This window comes from Mesorhizobium sp. WSM4935 (assembly GCF_029625735.1).
Classification (GTDB): Bacteria; Pseudomonadota; Alphaproteobacteria; order Rhizobiales; family Rhizobiaceae; genus Mesorhizobium.
The window spans coordinates 1-19,222 of the sequence record NZ_JARTVR010000019.1 but is presented as its reverse complement, the minus strand read 5'-3'; the positions used below and the strand labels follow the sequence as shown (position 1 = coordinate 19,222).

The 19,222-nt window shown below is 64.3% G+C and carries 9 protein-coding genes; 5 read left to right on the top strand and 4 right to left on the bottom strand.

The window, feature by feature from the left end; translation table 11 throughout:
• Window positions 1–151 precede the first annotated feature (151 nt).
• From P9273_RS28735 to P9273_RS28725, 3 genes are all read right to left on the bottom strand, one after another.
• A complete protein-coding gene (locus P9273_RS28735; protein WP_278051828.1) occupies window positions 152–889 on the bottom strand; it encodes an SDR family oxidoreductase in 738 nt (245 codons plus the stop codon).
• Window positions 890–914: 25 nt separating this feature from the next.
• Window positions 915–2,282, bottom strand: coding sequence for an MmgE/PrpD family protein (locus P9273_RS28730; RefSeq protein WP_278051827.1), 1,368 nt, complete (start codon window positions 2,280–2,282; stop codon window positions 915–917).
• 128 nt (window positions 2,283–2,410) lie between these two features.
• Entirely contained in the window at window positions 2,411–3,304 is an 894-nt protein-coding gene (locus tag P9273_RS28725; RefSeq protein WP_278051825.1) for an NAD(P)-dependent oxidoreductase, read from the bottom strand.
• Between the two features lie 216 nt (window positions 3,305–3,520).
• Between P9273_RS28725 and P9273_RS28720 the strand changes: the two genes are divergently transcribed.
• Window positions 3,521–4,483 (top strand): LysR family transcriptional regulator, encoded by a 963-nt coding sequence (locus tag P9273_RS28720; protein ID WP_278051823.1) that lies wholly within the window; start codon window positions 3,521–3,523, stop codon window positions 4,481–4,483.
• Between the two features lie 286 nt (window positions 4,484–4,769).
• Here the strand turns inward: P9273_RS28720 and P9273_RS28715 are convergent, their stop codons facing one another.
• Window positions 4,770–4,928 (bottom strand): hypothetical protein, encoded by a 159-nt coding sequence (locus P9273_RS28715; protein WP_278051822.1) that lies wholly within the window; start codon window positions 4,926–4,928, stop codon window positions 4,770–4,772.
• Window positions 4,929–5,903: 975 nt separating this feature from the next.
• On the opposite strand from P9273_RS28715, the gene P9273_RS28710 reads away from it, so the two are divergent.
• The 4 genes from P9273_RS28710 to P9273_RS28700 form a co-directional block, all read left to right on the top strand.
• On the top strand, window positions 5,904–6,143 hold the full coding sequence (locus tag P9273_RS28710; protein WP_278051821.1) for a hypothetical protein: 240 nt from the start codon (window positions 5,904–5,906) through the stop codon (window positions 6,141–6,143).
• Between the two features lie 747 nt (window positions 6,144–6,890).
• Complete coding sequence (locus P9273_RS32445; protein ID WP_442920266.1) at window positions 6,891–7,181, top strand: helix-turn-helix domain-containing protein; 291 nt, start codon at window positions 6,891–6,893, stop codon at window positions 7,179–7,181.
• 335 nt (window positions 7,182–7,516) lie between these two features.
• Window positions 7,517–8,437: a helix-turn-helix domain-containing protein gene (locus tag P9273_RS28705; RefSeq protein WP_278051820.1), complete on the top strand. Its 921-nt coding sequence runs from the start codon at window positions 7,517–7,519 to the stop codon at window positions 8,435–8,437.
• Between the two features lie 429 nt (window positions 8,438–8,866).
• Window positions 8,867–19,222 (top strand): autotransporter-associated beta strand repeat-containing protein (locus P9273_RS28700; protein ID WP_278051819.1); only part of this gene is annotated, 10,356 nt, incomplete at its 3' end.

Sequence of the window (19,222 nt, the reverse complement as noted above, 5' to 3'; positions counted from 1 at the left end):
CCGGTTTGGGGCAAGCCTAAGCGATGGCTAGAGCAATTCCAGGAAAAGTGTGAGCGGTTTTCCGTCCGGAATTGCGTGAAAACAAAGAAATAGAGTGGTTCGCCGTTTCCGTGAAACGGTGAACCAGTCTAGGGCCGCCGTCGGTCCGGCCCTACCACCTGTTCGTCGGCAGCACGAACATCTGCGCGATCTGGACATGCGGCGGCTGGCTCAGCGCGAACATCACGCAGCGCGCCACGTCCTCGGGATCGAGCGCCATGCCGAAGCGTTCGAAATACTGCCGCGCCGCTTCCTCGTCGCCGCGATGCCGGGTCGTGACGATGTTGGTGCGCGTCAGGCCGGGCATGATCTCGATGACGCGCAGCGGGGTCTCCGCGAGCTCGCCGCGGATGATGTCGCTCAGCATGTGCACGCCGGCCTTGCTGGCGGAGTAGGGCGCCTGCTCGGGCACGATCCGGAGCGCGCTGATCGAGCTCATATTGATGATGTCGCCGCGGCCGCGCGCGACCATGCCTGGCAGGATCGCGCGCGTCACCCGCATCAGGCCGATCAAATTGGTCTCGATGATCGCCGACCAGTCATCCGCCGATCCCTGGTCGAAGCGGACGCGGCCGCCGATATCGTGGCCGGCATTGTTGACCAGTATGTCGATGTCGCGGAATTCCATCGGCAGCTGTTCCAGGCATGCATCGACGGCCGACGCATCGGTAATGTCCAGCGGAAGCGGAAAGATCTCGCCGCCCAGCTGGCTCGCCAGCGCCTGAAGCGCCTCGGCCTGCCGGTCCGCGAGCACGAGGCGAGCGCCCTCGGCCCGGAGGCTCGTCGCGATGGCGCGGCCGATGCCGCTCGCCGCGCCGGTCACGAAAGCTGTCTTTCGCCGAACTGTCATTCAGACCCTCCACGGGCGTTGGCGCTCAAGCCGCTTTTCGCTGCTTCGCCTTTTCCTTGGTCGCGCAGAGCGGCATCAGCCGGCCGGCATCCTTCTTGGAGTCCAGCCTGTCGACGAAGTCCTCGATCGACCTGGCTGCCTCGCCGCCCACGATCGGCGCGGCGGCCGACCTGAAGCGCTCGCGGATTTCGGCTTCGGTGGCGGGTATGACGTCCTGGAGGCCCATCGACAGCTGTCGCCCGTCGCCGAGGACGACATCGATGCTGGCGCCCTGCCTGGCCGGAAATCGCGCCGTCAGTTCCTCGCTCGCCGAGAGGTCGCAGGCATCGATCAGCCGCAGCGTCTCCTTGTCCTTGAGGTCCCGGTAATTGTCTTCCGACAGGCGGCCGCTGGCGAACACCGCCGCAACGCCATAGGGAATGCTCATCTTGGCTTGCAGCGAACGCTCGAAGGGCCCGGTGTTGTCGCACCCCGGATAGGCCGCCGCGGCGGCGGGGACGCGGATATGGATCCGTTCGACGGGGGCTGCGCCGGGGCCGATCATATCGACGAGCTTCAGCGCCGTCTGGCAGGCCGTCTGGGCGAAATTACAGGCGGGTGCCGCCTTGTGATAGACCGCCAGGATATCGGCCTCGCCATCGGGGAAGAGCTGCACCGGCCCCGGCATCGGCCGGCGCGCGAAGGCGGCGAAGTAACCGGATTTTCCCTCGAGCACGTCCGGGCTTGCATAGGCACCGGCGGCCGCGAGCTGGACGGCCATCCACGCGTTGCGCGCGGCAAAGCCCGGATGGAAGAACATGTCCGATCCGCCGCTCTGCGGCCACTGGTTGAGGCCGGAGGACGTGTTGGCGGCAAAGGCGATCGCGGCCGCGGTCTGCTCCCTGTCGAGGCCGATGAGCCGCGCGGCGCCGCATCCCGCGCCGATCGGCGCCACCAGGCCCGTCGGCCTGAACAGTCCCGAAAGCTCCCGGTCGATCAGCATCCGGCCGAGCCGCCCGCCGACCTCGTAGGCGACGATTGCCGCCCGCAGCAGGTCGGAGCCCGAAACCGTCCTCGTCTCGGCCAGCGCGAGAAGCAGCGGCCATACGACGACGCCGTGATGGCATACCGATCCGGCATGCATGTCCTCGCGCACCAGTCCATGCCCCTTGACCGCATTGACGAAGGCCGCGTCCGCCGGCGTGGCCTGCCGCGTTTCACCGATGATGTGGCCACCGCGTGCCGGCGTCACCGCGGCCAGCGCCTGCTGGCTCGGATCGAGCGCGGACGCCTCGAAGGCGCAGCCGAGGAAATCGAGCAGGCAAAGCTTGGCCTTGGCGGTGGCGGCCGGGCTGAACAGTTCCAACGGCAGGTCGGCCAGCGTGTCGGCCAATTGCTTCGTGAAGCTTGCCATCCGGGTCCTCCGCGGTTCCTGCCCTTTTAGAGCAATTCCGGGAAAAGTATGGAGCGGCTTTCCGTTCGGAATTGCGTAAAAACAAAGACTTAGAGCGGTTCAGCGATTCCGTGAAGCGCTGAACCGCTCTAGGCGCGGATTTCTATTCCCGCCCATTCTTCGACGATGCGCACCATCGAGGTGAAGTCCGAGTCCGGTCCGAAACGGGCATTCGTGGCGGCAAGCATCTGTCTTACCAGCGAGCCCGCGACCATCGGCACGCCCAGATTCTCCGCCTCGTCGACGCACATGCGGACGTCCTTGTAGGAAAGGGCGGTAGCGAAGCCGAAATCGAACGTCCCCGGCAGCACCGCGCGGGGGAACTTGTCCTGGGTGGCGCTGTTGCGGCCACTCGAGGCATTGATGATGTCGCACATGACGCGCGGGTCCAGCCCGGACTTCACACCCATCGCAAGCGCCTCGGCGGAGAGCAGGATGACGGCCGCCGCGATCATGTTGTTGCCGAGCTTGGCAACCTGGGCGGTGCCGGCGTTTTCGCCACAGTAGAACCGCTTGCCGAAATTGGCCAGCACCGGCTCGATCTCGTCGAAGACCGACTTCTTGCACGAGACCATCACCGCGAGCGAGCCGTTGCGGGCGCCGGCGATGCCGCCCGAAACCGGCGCGTCGACCCAGGCGATGCCGCGGCCGGCAAGCTCCGCCGCGATGGTCTTGGCCATGCTGGGCCCGGTCGTCGACAGGTCGATCACGACCTTGGCTTTCGCGCCCGATGTCAGGCCATCGGCGCCAAGCACCACGTCCTTGACGATGAGCGGCGTCGGCAGGCTGCAGAACACCACCTCGGCCTCGTCCGCGACGGCGGCGGCCGTGGCGGCCACGCTGATCGAATTGCCCGGCAGGTCGGCGGCAGCATCCGGCCTGCGGTCATGGACGATGACGTGATGGCCCGCTTCCGCAAGCCTTCTTACCATGGGCGCGCCCATGCGGCCGAGCCCAACGAACCCAAGCGTTCGAGTCTGCAAAGTTTTTACTCCGGGAAGGCCGTGATCGTTCAGACCGCCATGGGCTAGCAAATAAGCCAATTCCGGAGCGCAGCATAAGCTTCGCTCGCCGCATAACAGCTTTGCAGAGCGCCGGTTGGGCCTCACTTGTCAACCATCGCTCCGTGTCCCAAACTCGGGCGTTTGCCGCGTGCTTCGACAATGCGGTTCCCGCATTCGAGCCAGAGGCCGTATTCAATGTTCGATCTCAAGCAACTGCAGCTGTTCACCGCCGTGGCCGAGTTCGGCAGTTTCTCGCGCGCGGCGGTGGCGCTTTCGATCAGCCAGCCGGTGCTCAGCCGGCAGATCAAGTCGCTCGAGGACAAGGTCGGCGTCGCGCTGCTCTACCGCAATGGCCGCGGCATCGTGCTTACGGAAGCCGGCAAGATCCTGCAAAGTTACGCCGTGGCGCTGCTCGAGCAGGCCGCGCGCGCCGAGACGGAACTGGCGGCGCTGCGCTCGAACCCGCGCGGCACGATCGTGCTCGGAATGCCGCCATCCGTCGGGGTCGTGCTGACGGCGCCGCTGGTGCAAAATTTCCGCGCCCAGTTCCCGCAGGTGAGCCTGAGGGTGATCGAAGGCTTCAGCGGCCATTTGCTCGAATGGCTGGTGATGGGCAAGATCGACGTCGCGGTCTTGTACAACGCCCCGAGGATGAACAATCTTCTGGCTGAACCCATCTTGCGTGACGAACTGTTCCTGCTCGGCGCCAAAAACGACCCGCACAATCTCGGGCCAGGCCCGGTCGATGCCGACGTGATGTCCCGGCTGCCGATGATACTGCCGGCAAGGCCCCACGGGCTGCGGGTGGTGCTGGATCACATCCTCGGGTCCGCCGGCATCGAGCCCAACATCGAAGTCGAGGTCGACGCCATGCCTTCGACCTTGCGGCTTGTCGAAGCGGGGATAGGCTACACCATCTTGTCCTATTCGAGCTGCCATAACCTCGTTGCAGAGGGCAGGATCAACTACTGGCGCATCCGCAATCCGCCGATCGAGCGGGAACTGCTTCTGGCGACATCCAGCCAACGGCCGACGACTACGGTCATACGCGCGCTGACGACCCTGATCCGCGACGAGGTGCGTGTCCTGCGCAAGCTGGGGGTCTGGGAACCGCGCCAGCCCTCTCCGGTCCCCGACCATGCCGCTGATACGGGATAGACAGGATAAGGAGCGAGCCATGCCGTGCGTGCTGGCGGGAACGGCGCTCCTCGGCATTGCCGGCGGATGCAGATTTTCCCACTTGGCCTTCAGCGGTTCTCGCCATAAGGCGGGCGTTCTTCGTGCGAAAGGCGGCGTAGGACGGCGTGCGTATAGGCGCGTCCGCTTAGCGCCTTGTATTGCTCGTTCGATCAGAAATCACCGCACTCCGACATAGCCGGTACGCCGGCATGGCGGACGCGCGACTCTTGCCGAGATGCTTCTAAACGGACGCGGTGGAGAACAGTCATCGCTCGCCTTGGCGCATCTGTTCAAGCAGGCCGCCGCCAAGGTTCACGTCGGTGCGATGTTCGTAATTGCTGCGCTGTATGAGTCTGGCCAAGGTCTGTCTTTCGATCAGAAGGCGGCGCAGAAGTGGTTCGCCGCCGCTGCCGAGCGGCGACATGGTATGCGCAACTCTTGCTTGGCCGCTATCTCTCCAAGGGTATCGCCGGAGAACCCAACCCGCGCGCGGCCCGCGTTTGGCTCGAGCGTGCAGTCGCTCAAGGTGTCGAAGAAGCCGCCCAAGAGCTTACGGTTCTCGAGCCGGCTTGAGAGTGCGCCAAGCACGGGAACAAAATCGTGCTGAATAGTCGGTGCAGAAGGCGCGCAATACCGCCTAATTCGCTGAGCCCGGTGTTCCGCTTCTATTAGTTAATCTCGTTCATCGTCATTAGGTTCGCCAGACCATACGAGAGAATACGAAGGAAATGGGGTGGCGAACCACCCGTTAAGATATTGATTTCCGTTAGAAAACGGTGACCCTCCGGGCCCACCATAACCTTTGATTTTTTGCGAAAAATAGGGCTTTGCCCACGCTTTGCCCACGCCCATAGACTCGAGCCAAGACGCCTTCCTTGGTTATTTCGAGATTCTGGATCGTCGTAGCGATCGCAGATGATTCCTCAGATAGAGAAGCTTCACATCAAGAAGCACCTTGACGCGCCCGCCAATGAGGACCGATGCAGGCCAGGAACGATGGAACGCACGTTGTCTCGCCTCAGCTGCGCCGATCGACAGACGGCCGGACCGCGCTGGATTTGCCTTGTGTCGCTGGTGCTCGGGCAGCGACAGGGGCAGGGTTGGTGCCGCGAAGGGGCGCGTTCGGAGTGCCGCCGCCTGGTTCGGCCGTGGCGCCAACCATCCTGACATGAATGCGCGAGCCATCGTGTTACGGTGGTCAGGTTTCGGATTTCCGATGTGCCTTCGGGCTGAAACGAAGAGGAGAGATCACCACGACCAGGATCAACCGCCGCGCCTTGCTCGCCCACTCTGGCGCCGCCGTTTTGGGGTCGACAGTGGCGGCGACGGCTTCTTCCGCAAAGGGAATGCGCCGAGACCTAGTACAACCGACAAACTGCAGGCGTTGATTGAAGCGCACATGACGGCATACGCCGCGTTCGGCAAGGCGATTCATAAAGTGGGTGGCAGCAGTGGCGACCAAGACAGAGCCAGCCGGCAGGAGGAAAGAACGTTGCTGGCCATTTGCGCCTACCCTGCTGTCAGCAAAGGGGATCGCTTGGCCAAGGCCAGATATCTTTTGAAGATCGAGGCACGAGGCGAACTCGATCTACCAGAACACATTCAGGCTCTTCTGCTTTCGACAGTTTCGGAGACATGAGGCGAAAGCCCGGCCAGTCTCCTTCAGATCATCCGAAACCGCCAACTGACACAGACAGTTTGATGCTTTCCGAGATCCGCTTTTGCGCCGCAAGTCGGTCGTGGGGATCAGCTTTGCCGCTTCCCGAAAGCGGACATCGGCTGCGATTGCACTGAGGATCGTGGTTTGGCCAAGGGGGGCTGATTCCATCATTCGCTTCCCTGTCGGCCAGTATGTAGTCGATGGAGAAATACCGAGTTCCGCAGTTTGGTCCTGCGATGCAGGAGCGATCGCGAATGTCGACTGCGAGATCGAGACCGCTGATCCTGATAGTTTCGAATGGCTGAGCCGCGCCAGGGCAAATACCCGCCACTAGACGGCCGCACATCTTTCCAGTGGCCGTCATGATGTCCACCATCTTAGCGGCGCTCGAATTCAGCGCCTTTATCCCTGAAGGCCACCAAGGGCTCGAACCATCCGCGTGCCGGCAATCGAGAAGGTGCGGTGAGTCCGGTTTGAGCGTCGCTGAGCGGTGCTCCCCAGCATCTGCAAATCCGGGACCCGCAGCTTGGAAATTGCGGAGCAAGGTCTGTTCCACTCCATGCGTTCGTGTGTACCACAGCTGAACTCCGTTGCGAGGACGATCGTCCGGCGTAATAAGGTGACTTAAAGCAAAGCCGGCGCCCCCACGGCAGCACTGCAGAGGCCTCGACTTGTCCATGATCCGCCAAACCTCCGATCATTACTCCGATAACTTCGTATATACAGATGCACCTGAGCGATCGGGAACTTACCCTGGAACTCCTGATGAAAGAGCTCGGTATGTCACGCTCGAGACTCTACAGGGCCTTCCACCATGCCGGCGGAGTGGCTCGATACATTCAACGCCGCCGTTTCCTGGCAGCGCGGGCGGCGCTGTTGAGGGAAAGCCATCACCGAATCCACGAAATAGCCTATCGCTACGGCTTCCCGCTGGCGTCGGATTTCACGAGGGCCTTTCGCCGGGAATTCGGCTACAGCCCGAGCGAGGCGCGCGATCGGCGGAACGAGCACTGCTGAAACCTGCTTGCTTCCTCCGGTGGACACGTTCCGCCATTTGACGCGACGGGAATGGCGATCCTGCCAGCTACATGGCTGCGGTCAACAGCGTCCACTGGAATACGTTGCATCGGTTTTGGAACACTCAGCTAACGACCAGCCCGGCCTCCCATGATTGAATGCGGCCGTTTCGCATGACGCAGCGCCACTGATGGTTGCGTACCAGGAACCATAGCCGGGGCGCGTCGTTGCAAAGGGGAGAACGAATTTCTGGAGCGTCATCGCACACAGAGCTGACTCATCGAAGTCCCTGCTCTCGCAGCAATTTATCAGGATGGAGAGGTACCGGATCGACCATGGCCCAGTACCAGAGACAGGCGCATTTTAGCATGGCCTCTTCCCGGCGCCCCTCCGTCAGCGACTCCACGCAACACCATCCCGACCTTGCCGTTTTCGCGAACCAGGGAAAGGGACTGCTGATCCCCCAAGGCGGCGTATTCTACACGGACCGGCCAGCCGGCTACCAGACGCTTCCGCAGAACCACCATGTCGTAGACATAGCCCTTTCCCCCTCGCGCACCCGCGTGCGCCTCGACGGAAACAAACCCGAGGAATACGACGCGCCGGCCGGCAGCATCCTCATCAAACCGGCTGAAGTCGAAGGTCGCCTCGATTGGCCGAATACGAGGGAAAGCGCGATCATCGCGCTTGGCCAGGACAGGCTGCGGGACCTTGCCAAGCAGCAATTCGGCAACGTGGAGACGGAACTGAACTCGCCTCCGCCAGGTACCGTCGACCAAACGGCGTTACGCATTGCTCGCCTGCTGAGAGTGGAACTGACCAGAGAGCAGGGGCCTAGCGAATTCTATGTCGATTCGCTCGTCGATATTCTCGGGCTTCATCTGCTCAACACGTATTCCTCGCCGACGAAGGCGCCACAACAACAGACGAAAGGCGGACTTAGTCGCCAAGCCGCCCGCAAGGTTCGAGAGTTCCTGAACGACAACTTCACCCACAAGATATCAGTCAAGGAGTTGGCGGCGCTTGCGAACCTGTCGCCGAAACATTTCACTCAAGCGTTCAGCCGGACTTTCGGGCAAGCGCCGCACCGATACCTGCTCGATCTTCGACTCGCGCATGCCACGACTCTCCTTGCCGAGACGAAAATGACGGCGACAGAGATTGCCTATCAAAGCGGATTCTCCAGCCAAAGCCATCTGACAACGGCGATGAGAAAGTACCGGCACACCACGCCGACGCGGCTGCGGCGGGGCTGATTGGACCGCCCACCCTGGAGATGCTTAACCATGTGTTAGCCTTTACAAATATTTGTGTGTTGCTCGAAAGTAACACGGCCCGCCACATAAGGTTTCGATCGAAAATATGATCGACCTTTTTTGCATAGCTCCGAACCTTTGTGAAATACGTGCCCCCCATTCCATGCCTTTCTTCGACATTGTCCCGTGATTCATCGGGCTGAAATGCATTATGATTGGCTAAATTAGGGGGAATACATGGCTGGGTTGGCCTGCGGCGGGACGGTCCAAGACCAAAAGGCCGACGGCGACAGCGGCCACGACCAGAGGCCGAAGGCCGACTGCCAGCATCCCGGACGCGCATCCTCCCAGGCGCGTTCGGGTAGCCAGGGGCGACAACCAGAGTTGGCCCGCAGGCCTGACTTCTCTCAACTTCTGCGCGGCGGTCGCATGACCAAATATAAAGGTGAGGCGGCCAGCTATGCGCCGCAGGCCACCCAGCCGATCCTTTCGATCGCTTGCAGGTTGGCGGGGCGGCTTGTGCCTGCCCTGCTGATCGCAGGATTCGCGGCAGGTTCCGCGAGCGCCGCCTCCAGGTACTGGGACGTAAATGGCACCACGGCGGGCCTCGGCGGTTCCGGTACGTGGGACACGAGCTCCAGTTTCTGGAGCAACAATGGCGACGGCCTTAGCGGGCCTTATACGCCGTGGGTGAACAATGCCGGCTCGCCGGACGTTGCCATTTTCGGCGGCACGGCCGGCACCGTCACCTTGGGCGCGCCGATCACTGCGAACGGCCTTACGTTCCAGACGACGGGCTACGTTATCAATGGCGGCACGCTGACGCTCGGCGGGACCACGCCGACGATCACCCTTGGCGCGTCGCTCGGCGCGACGATCAACTCAATCCTTGCCGGTTCCGCCGGCCTCGCCGTGAACGGCACCAATACCAGCAGCATCCTGACCATCAACGGCGCGAATACGTTCACCGGCGGGATCAATGTCAACAACGCAGCTCTGACATTCAATGGCGATGCCGCCCTCGGCCCAACCAGCAACAACATCACCACAACCGGGACTGCAGGCCTGACGAACAGTGGCTCAACCGCGCTCAGCGCCAGCCGCACGGTCACGATCTCGAGCGGGACCCTTACGCTGGGCGCGACAACCAGCGCGGGTGACCTTGGCGCGGCCCTCTACACAGGCGCGGGAGGACTAATCGCGGGCGCGAACGTCAATCTCACGAACGCCAACAACAACTATACGGGACAGACGACATTCGGTGGCGGAGGCACTGTCACTTTCAGTTCGATCCGCGACGTCGGCGCCGGACCGAGCGCGCTTGGCGCGCCGACAACCGCGGCGAACGGAACGATCAACGCCAATGTCTATCTCGGGAGCATTGTCTACAAAGGTGCCGGAGACAGCTCGAACCGCAACTGGAACCTGATGGGGGCCTATTACAGCGGGCAAACACTGATCAACGGCGGCACGGGTACGCTCACGCTGAACGGCGACATTGCGGAAAGCTATCAAACGCCCGGCTATCCTTCCGGCGTCGGGTATACCTTCAGCGCGCAGTCGGCCGACCTGGTCCTGAACGGAGTCATCAGCAGCACCGTCGACACCACCAAGAACAACACCTTCAACGTCTTCACCGGTGGGGGTACCAGCCGGAGCATCACGCTCGGTAACAGCGCAAACACCTACACCGGCCGGACGAACATCAACACTGTCACCTTGAATGTCGGCAGCCTGGCGAATATCGGCAGCAACAGCTCGCTCGGCACAGCGACGGCCCTCGCAGGCGCCGCCGCCCTCACCATCGACGGCGGCGTGCTGAGCTATGTCGGGGCGGGCGCCGCCAGCACCAACTACACCGTAGCGATTGGCGCCGGCGGCGGCACCATCCAGAACAACAGCGCCTCGGGTGCATTGACGCTGAGCGGCGGAACGATCACGCTGGGCTCCAGCTCAGCCTACACGCTCACGCTGGGCGGGAGCTACGCCGGTACGAATACGCTCGCCGACGTCATTTCCGGTGTCGGCAACGTCACGATGAACGGTGGCGCCTCCGACGTCTGGGTGCTCGCGGGAGCCAACACGTTCACAGGCGCCAACAGCACCGCGCCTCAAAAGATCACTGTGCAAGGGGGCACGCTGCGTGCCGGCAGCGCTCAGGCTTTTGGCGCGTGGAGCGCGGTGGCGCCAGCGGCAGTCGTCAATGGCGGTACGCTCGATCTCGGCGGCTTTGACACGACATTCTCATCCCTCGTGGGCACCGGCGGCAGCGTGGCGCTGGGCGCGAACAATCTCACGATCAACCCCGGCACCACCACGAGCGGCAGCGCCGGGTCTTACGCCGGCACGATCACCGGCTCGGGCAACCTCATCAAGGGTGGCACGAACACGCTGACCCTGACGGGCGCCAATACCTATACCGGCGCGACCATTGTCAATGGCGGCACGCTGGCGCTCAATTTCGGCGCAGCCGGCGCACCAGCCAGCAACATCATATCGAACGCGTCGGCGCTCACTATGGCCGGGGGCACGCTCACCGTCACCGGGACAACGGGTCAGACCCAGAGCTTTGCCGCGACCAACATCACCGCCGGAAGCAACACCATCGCCGGCTCGGGTAATGTCACGGTCAATCTGGGCGCGATCAACCACAGCGGCGGTCTCGCCAACTTCATTCTGCCGACGACCGGCAATATCACGACCACGCCAGGCGCAGTGCTGGGCGGATGGGCCACGGTCACCAGTGGCGCCACCACCGATTACGCCCAGGTAGACGGCAGCGGCAATATCGTTGCGCGTACGACCTATGCGACCAAGGACGATGCTGGCACCTGGGTAACGGGCGATGTCGTCAGCGACACCGGAGGCGCGGCGAATACGCCTTACTTTGGCACCGTCGGGAGTAACGTCCAGCTTGGCGGCCTTAAATACACGGTGGCCAGGGCCAGCACGGTTACGATCGGCGGCGGCAGCACGCTGGGCGTGGATGGCACGATTATCGTCTCTTCCTCAGTCGGCAATAACAATCAGACCATCACCGGCGGGCAACTGACGGGGCCCGCGGGTGGCGGCACGCTCGGCGTGCTGCAGAACAGCACGGGGACTTTCGTCATCCAGTCGTCGATCGTCGACAATGGCGGCCCGACCGGCTTCACCGTGGCAGGCACGGGCACAGTGAACCTCGCCGGAACCAATAGCTATACCGGGGCGACGACGATCAGCGGCGGCACGCTCTGGGTGGGCACGATCGCCGACGGAGGTGTTGCGAGCGGTATAGGCGCATCGTCCAACGCGTCTTCCAACCTGGTGCTGGAGAATGGCAGGCTGTTCTATTCGGGAACGACGGCCACGAGCGACCGCGGATTTACACTTGTCAATGGCGGTCCGTCACGCACGATCGATGTCTCCAATAGTGCCGCAAACCTGACGTTCAGCGGTCTGGTCACTAGCCCCGACGGCTCTGGTTTTACGAAAGCCGGCGCCGGTACCCTGACCCTCTCCAACGCGGCAAACAATTACACCGGTGCAACTTCGATCACCGGTGGTGTGCTCTCGGTGAACACGCTGGCCAACGGGGGCACCGCGAGCGGCATCGGTGCGTCGAGCAACGCGTCGACCAATCTCACCATGTCGGGCGGTGGCACGCTGCAATATACGGCTATTGGGGCGACGACGAGCACGGATCGCGGCTTCGCCCTGGGTAGCGGCGGCGGCGGCTTCGACGTAAGCGATGCCGGCACGACGCTGACCGTCAGCGGCACCGGCATCGGCGCTTCCGGGTCGGGCGCGCTGATCAAGAACGGTGCTGGCACGCTGGTGCTTGGCGGAACCAACACATTCACCGGGGGCGTAACGGTGAATGCGGGCACCCTCACGGCCGGCTCGACGCAGGCCTTCGGCGGCACCAGCGCCGGCACCGCGACGGTGGCGAGCGGGGCGACGCTCGACCTCAACGGATACAACAACACCCTCTATGGCCTCGCCGGCAGCGGCAATGTGGCGCTGATGAACGGAGCCGTGCTGACACTGAACGGCTATTACGGCGCGACGTTCAATGGCGTGGTCAGCGGCAGCGGCGGGATAACCACCGCCCAAGGCGGTTTTCCGCAGATCATGCAGGGGTGCCAGAACACTTACACCGGGGTCACGACGCTGAGCGGCGGAGGCATAAGCACGGACTGCCTGGCGAATGGCGGAGTGGCGAGTGGCATCGGGGCGTCCAGCAACGCCTCGTCCAATCTGGTCTTCAACAACGGCACTTTGATCTATACTGGAGGCACTACCAGCATCGACCGCGGCTTCACCATGGCCAGCGTCGGCGCCATCAACGTCGGCAATGCCGGCACCACGCTCACAATCAGCGGCGCCGCCACCGGCGCCGGTAGCCTCTATAAGAGGGGCGCCGGCACGCTGGTGCTCTCGGGTGCCAACACCATGACCGGCGGCACGCAGGTCGATGCGGGCATCCTGCGCGCCGGCTCGACGCAGGCTTTTGGTACTGGCGGCGCGGGCGTCGCAGCCGGGGCCACGTTGGACCTCAATGGCTTCAATAACACTTTTTATAGCCTCGGCGGCGCGGGCAACGTGACACTGGGCTCCGCCACGCTGACGCTCAACGGCTACTACGCCGGTACCTTCAGTGGCATCATCAGCGGCTCCGGCGGACTAAACATCACCGGTGGCGGATACCCGCACACCATGCAAGGCTGCAACAACACCTATACCGGTGCCACGACCATAACCGCTGGATCCATGAGCGTCGACTGCTTGGCGAATGCCGGCCAGGCGAGCGGCATCGGTGCAGCGAGCGCGTCGGCGAGCAATCTCGTCCTCAGCAATGGAACGCTGCAATATACCGGCGCCGGCGGAACCGCCGGGACGACTGATCGCCTGTTTACGCTTGGCACGGGCGGTGGAACTCTCGATGCGTCGGGCACGGGCGCGGTGAGCTTCACCAATCAGGGTGCGATCGGGCTGGCTGGCACCAACACGGCGCGCGCGCTGACGCTCACCGGCAGCAATACCGGCAACAACAGCCTGTCGGGGTTGCTTGCCGACAACGGCACCGGCAAGACTTCGCTCAACAAGACCGGCACCGGCACCTGGATCCTGAAGAACCAGGCCAGCACCTACACAGGTGTGACTTCAATCACCGGCGGTGTGCTTGGCGTCGACAAACTCGCCGACGGCGGTCAGGCAAGCTCGATCGGCCAGTCCACCGGCGCGGCCGCGAACCTGGTGATCGGCAACAACGCGACGCTGCGCTACACCGGTACGGGCGACAGCACGAACCGGCTTTTCACGCTGGCGGCGGGCACCACCTCGATCGAATCTTCCGGGACCGGCGCAATCAATTTCACCAATACGGCGGCCGTGACCTATTCGGGCAGCGGCCCGCGCACGCTGGGGCTGGGCGGCACCAATACCGGCACCAATACGATGGGCGGCGCGATCACCGACGGCGCCGGCGGCGCGACCACGCTCGGCAAGAGCGGCTCTGGTACCTGGGTGCTGACGGGCAACAACAGCTATTCCGGCAACACCGTCATCAATGACGGCAATCTGATGATCGGCAATGGCGGGACTTCCGGCAATGCCGGCACCGGTAACGTCATCATCGTCAACTCGACCTCGACATTGTCGTTCAACCGCAGCGACACCTTCAATTTCACCGGCACGATCAATCCCGATCCGCAGGCGGCCATCGGCACGATCGCGCAGGTCGGCACCGGCTCGACCATACTTACGGCGACAAACAAGGTCGGCGCCACGCGAGTCGACGCTGGCACATTGCAGGTGAACGGCAGCCTCACGAGCACCGGCGGAACTACGATCAACGCCGGCACGCTGCAGAACAGTGGCGGGGGCGCCTCGATAACCACGCCAACGATCACGATGAACGCCGGCTCGAAGCTCAACGTCGGCGGCGGAACAGTCCAGGCAGCCGGTGGCACTCAGACGTTGTTCACGGGCGGGACCGGCGGCGCCACGATCAACATCACGGGCGGCACGCTGCTCGGCAACGGTACGCTGGGGGGAGGCGGCAACACTGTCAATCTCACCGCCGGTTCGCTCAATACCGGCTCAGCCGCGTTGAATCTCGGCAGCGGTAACGACACTTTCCTGTTAAGCGGTCTTGCGACGATCGCCGGAGTAGGCGTAGACGGCGGTGGCGGCTCCGATACCCTGCAGGTGACCACCACCTTGAGCCGCACGCTCAACGGCGCTCAGATTACGGGCTTCGAGAGCCTGCTGAAGCAAGGCGCTGCCACGCTGACGCTGACGGGCGATCACAGCTACAGCGCCGGAACGACGATTTCCGCCGGGACGCTGCAGATCGGCAATGGCGGCACGTCCGGCACACTCGCCGGTCCGATCACGGATAACAGCGTGCTCGCCTTCAACCGCTCCGACGCGCTGACAGTTGATGGCCCGATCTCGGGTACGGGTGCGGTCAACCAGATCGGCACCGGCACCACGACGCTGGCCGGCACCAACAGCTACAGCGGCGCCACCAATGTCAATGCCGGCACGCTGCTCATCGACGGCAACCAGTCGGCCGCCACCGGCCAGACCAATGTCGCGAGCGGCGCCACCCTCGGGGGCAGCGGCACCATCGGCGGCAGCGTCACCGTGGCCGATGGCGGCACGCTCGCTCCCGGCGGCGCCGGCAACGCCCCCGGCACGCTGACCATCAACGGCAATCTCGCGCTCGGCAACTCCAACCTCAACGTCAATTTCGGCCAGGCGAACGTGCCCGGCGGTCAGTTCAACGACCTGATCAATGTCGGCGGCAACCTGACGCTCGACGGCACGCTGAACATCACGCAGACAGCGGGCGGCAGCTTCGGGCCGGGCGTCTACCGCGTCATGAACTATAGCGGTTCGCTGACCGACAACGGGCTCACCGTCACCGATCCCAACTATTTCGTGCAGACGTCCGTGTCCAAGCAGGTCAATTTGGTCAACTCGGCCGGGCTGACGCTGAGCTACTGGGATGGCAATTTAGGTCCGCATTCCAACAGCGCTGTCGATGGCGGCAACGGCACCTGGCGCGCCGCAGGCGACCAGAACTGGACCGACGCGACCGGCCTCTTCGCAGCACCTTTCGCCAATGCCAGCTTCGCCGTCTTCCAAGGAACTGCCGGCACGGTGACCGTGGACGGCACCAACGGCGCGGTGCAGGCCGCCGGCATGCAGTTCGCCACCGACGGCTACCTGGTCCAGGGCGCCGATATCGGCTTGGTCGGTCCGCAGTCGATCATCCGCGTCGGCGACGGCACGGCGGCCGGCGCGGCCTATGTCGCGACGATCGCCTCAAACCTGACGGGCGCCACCCAGTTGGTGAAGACCGATCTCGGCACGCTGGTGCTGTCGGGCACCAACAGCTACACGGGCGGCACGGCGATCAATGGCGGCACGGTCCAGGTCGCGGCCGACGGCAATCTGGGCGAAGCCTCCGGCGGCCTTTCGCTGAACGGCGGCACGCTGCACACCACGGCCGATATCACCTCTGCCCGCGCGGTGACGCTCAATGCCGGCGGCGGCACTTTCGACACCGATGGCGCGACCAGCCTGGCGCTCACCAACACGGTGAGCGGCGCCGGGACCTTGACCAAGGAGGGCGGCGGCACGCTGGTGCTCAGCGGCGCCAACAGCTATCAGGGCGGTACCGTCATCAATGGCGGCACGGTCCAGATCACGGCCGACGCCAATCTCGGCAACGCGGCCGGCAAGGTCACCTTCGATGGCGGCACGCTCTACCAACAGGGCCCAGCCAGCATCGTGACCGGCCGCACTGCGACGCTGCAGGCGGGCGGCGGAACGGTCCAGGTCGACAGCACCGTGCAGTGGGAAGGCGCGATCGACGGCGCAGGCGCGCTCACCAAGACCGGCCCCGGCGCGCTGTTCCTCGGCGCCGACAACAGCTATGCCGGCGGCACGACGATCGCGTCCGGCATGTTAAGACTGGGCCTCGGAAGCACGACGGGCTCCATTCAAGGTGATGTGGTCGACAACGGCACGCTCAGCTTCAACCGCTCCGATCTCTACACGTTCGGCGGCAGGATCTCAGGCAGCGGCGGCGTCACTCAGGACGGAAGCGGCGCCACCGTGCTCACGGCCGACAACAGCTATGGCGGCACCACGCTAATTGCCGGGGGCGGCGGGCTCTACATCAACGGCAACCAGAGTGCCGCGACCGGGCCGACCAACGTCAACAACGGCACGCTTGGCGGCAACGGCACGATCGGCGGCGATGTGTTCGTCGACGCCGCGGGACGGCTCGCTCCCGGCAATATCGGCACCACGCCGGGCACCCTCACCATCAACGGCAACCTCGAATTGGCTGACGGTTCGAACCTCGACTATTCGTTCGGCCAGGCCGGGGTGATTGGCGGGGCCTACAATGATCTCACCGTCGTGCACGGCGACCTGTCGCTCGATGGCACGATCAATGTCGCGGAAGCGCCCGGCGGCAGTTTCGGGCCGGGCATCTACCGCGTCATCAGCTATGAGGGCGGTCTGACCGACAACGGTCTCGACACCACCTCGAGCGACCACATCGTGCAGACCTCGATCGCGCATCAGGTCAATCTCATCAACACGGCCGGCTTGATGTTGAGCTATTGGGACGGCCCGAATGTCACCGACCAGAACGACCACGCAATTGCCGGCGGCAGCGGCACCTGGCGGCTCGGCGGCAATGCGTCCTGGACGGAAGCGGACGGTGCGCTGAACGGCACGTTCGACAATGGCAGTTTCGCCGTCTTCGCCGGCGCCCCCGGCACAGTCAGCGTCGACAACAGCTTCGGCGACGTCCACGTCGCCGGCATGCAGTTCGCGACCGGCGGTTATACGATCGCGGACGGCGACATCGCGCTCGACGGGACGCAGTCGATCATCCGCGTCGGCGACGGCACGCTGCCGGGTGCGGGCTACACGGCGACGATCGCCTCGAACCTCACCGGCGCCAGCCAGTTGGTCAAGACCGATCTCGGCACGCTGGTGCTTGGCGGCATCAACAGCTACAGCGGCGGCACCGCCATCAATGGCGGCACGGTTCAGGTTGCGGCCGACGCCAATCTTGGCGATGCGGCGGGAGCGCTTTCGTTCGACAATGGCGCGACGCTGCAAAACACCGCCGCGCTCAGCACGGCACGCAACATCACCCTCAATGCCGGCGGCGGCACATTCCAGACCGATGCCGACCTGACCCTCTCGGGCCCGATCGGCGGCGCGGGCGGCTTCACCAAGACGGGCGGGGCGGCGCTGACGCTGACCGGGACCAACGCCTATGCCGGGCCGACCACGATTTCCGCCGGCGGCCTCTATGTCGACGGCGACAACAGCCTGGCCACGGGCCCGACCTCGGTCGAGCTCGGCGCCACGCTTGGCGGCAAGGGCATCATCGGCGGCAATGTCACGGTGGCCGACGGCGCGACGCTCTCGCCGGGATCGGCCGACGGCACGCCGGGCACGCTGGCGATCGCCGGCGATCTGACGCTCTCCGGCGGCTCGATCCTCAACTACAGTTTTGGCCAGGCCAATGTCGCCGGCGGGGCGCTCAACGATCTCACCACCGTCGGCGGCAATCTGACGCTCGCCGGCACGCTCAATGTCACCCTCTCGCCGGGCGGCACCTTCGGTCCCGGCATCTACCGGGTGTTCGACTATGCCGGCACGCTGACCAACAACGGGCTTGCGATCGGCTCCATCCCGTCCTCGAACTATTTTGTCCAGACCTCCATCGACCACCAGGTCAACCTGGTCAACACGCAAGGGCTCAACCTCAACTATTGGGACGGCGATGCCGGTCCGAAGTTCGACGGCACGGTCAATGGCGGCAACGGCACCTGGCAGAATTCTTCGGGCAACAACAACTGGACCGAGGACACCGGCTCGATCAACGCGGCCTATTCGGACGGCGCCTTCGCCATCTTCGCCGGTCAGGCCGGCACGGTGACGGTGGATAACGGGCCCGGCCAGGTGAGCGCTGCCGGCATGCAGTTCTCGACCGGCGGCTATGTCATCAAGGGCGGCGACATCGGCCTGATCGGGCCGGCCTCGACCATCCGGGTCGGCGACGGCACGGCGGCAGGTGCCGCCTATGTCGCGACGATCGCTTCCAACCTGACGGGGGCCACCCAACTGGTGAAGACGGATGCCGGAACGCTGGTGCTGACCGGCACCAACAGCTACAGCGGCGGCACCGCGATCAATGGCGGCACGCTCAGGGTCTCGTCGGACAGCAATCTCGGCGATGCGGCGGGCGGGCTCTCCTTCAATGGCGGCACGCTCAACACCGCCGCCAGCTTTACGAGCGACCGCGCCGTCGACATGCTGGGCCAGGGCACGATCGCGACCGACGCCGCGACCACGCTGACGCTCAACGGGGCAATCTCCGGCGCCGGCGCCTTGACCAAGAGCGGATCGGGCACGCTTTCGCTGACGGCCGACTCCTCCGGCTTCACCGGCACCACGGCGATCGGCGGCGGCACGCTCAATGTCTCGGGGAGGCTGTGCGGCACGCTCAATGTGCTCGCCGGCGGGCGGCTTGAAGGCACCGGCACGGTCTGCGACACCACCAATGCCGCGGGCGGCACGATCGCCGCCGGCAATGCCGGCGTGCCGGGCACGCTCACCGTCGCCGGCAATTACACCGGCAATGGCGGCACGCTGGAGATCGAGACGGTGCTCGGCGGCGACAGCTCCGCCACCGACCGGCTGGTCGTCACCGGCAACACCTCCGGCACCACCACGCTCAAAGTCGCCAATCTCGGCGGC

Bases quoted from the DNA above. Each gene is read 5' to 3' on its own strand.
- P9273_RS28735 (WP_278051828.1), bottom strand. From the start codon at position 889: ATGACAGTTCGGCGAAAGACAGCTTTCGTGACCGGCGCGGCGAGCGGC.
- P9273_RS28730 (WP_278051827.1), bottom strand. From the start codon at position 2,282: ATGGCAAGCTTCACGAAGCAATTGGCCGACACGCTGGCCGACCTGCCG.
- P9273_RS28720 (WP_278051823.1), top strand. From the start codon at position 3,521: ATGTTCGATCTCAAGCAACTGCAGCTGTTCACCGCCGTGGCCGAGTTC.
- P9273_RS28715 (WP_278051822.1), bottom strand. From the start codon at position 4,928: ATGTCGCCGCTCGGCAGCGGCGGCGAACCACTTCTGCGCCGCCTTCTG.
- P9273_RS28710 (WP_278051821.1), top strand. From the start codon at position 5,904: ATGACGGCATACGCCGCGTTCGGCAAGGCGATTCATAAAGTGGGTGGC.
- P9273_RS32445 (WP_442920266.1), top strand. From the start codon at position 6,891: ATGCACCTGAGCGATCGGGAACTTACCCTGGAACTCCTGATGAAAGAG.
- P9273_RS28705 (WP_278051820.1), top strand. From the start codon at position 7,517: ATGGCCCAGTACCAGAGACAGGCGCATTTTAGCATGGCCTCTTCCCGG.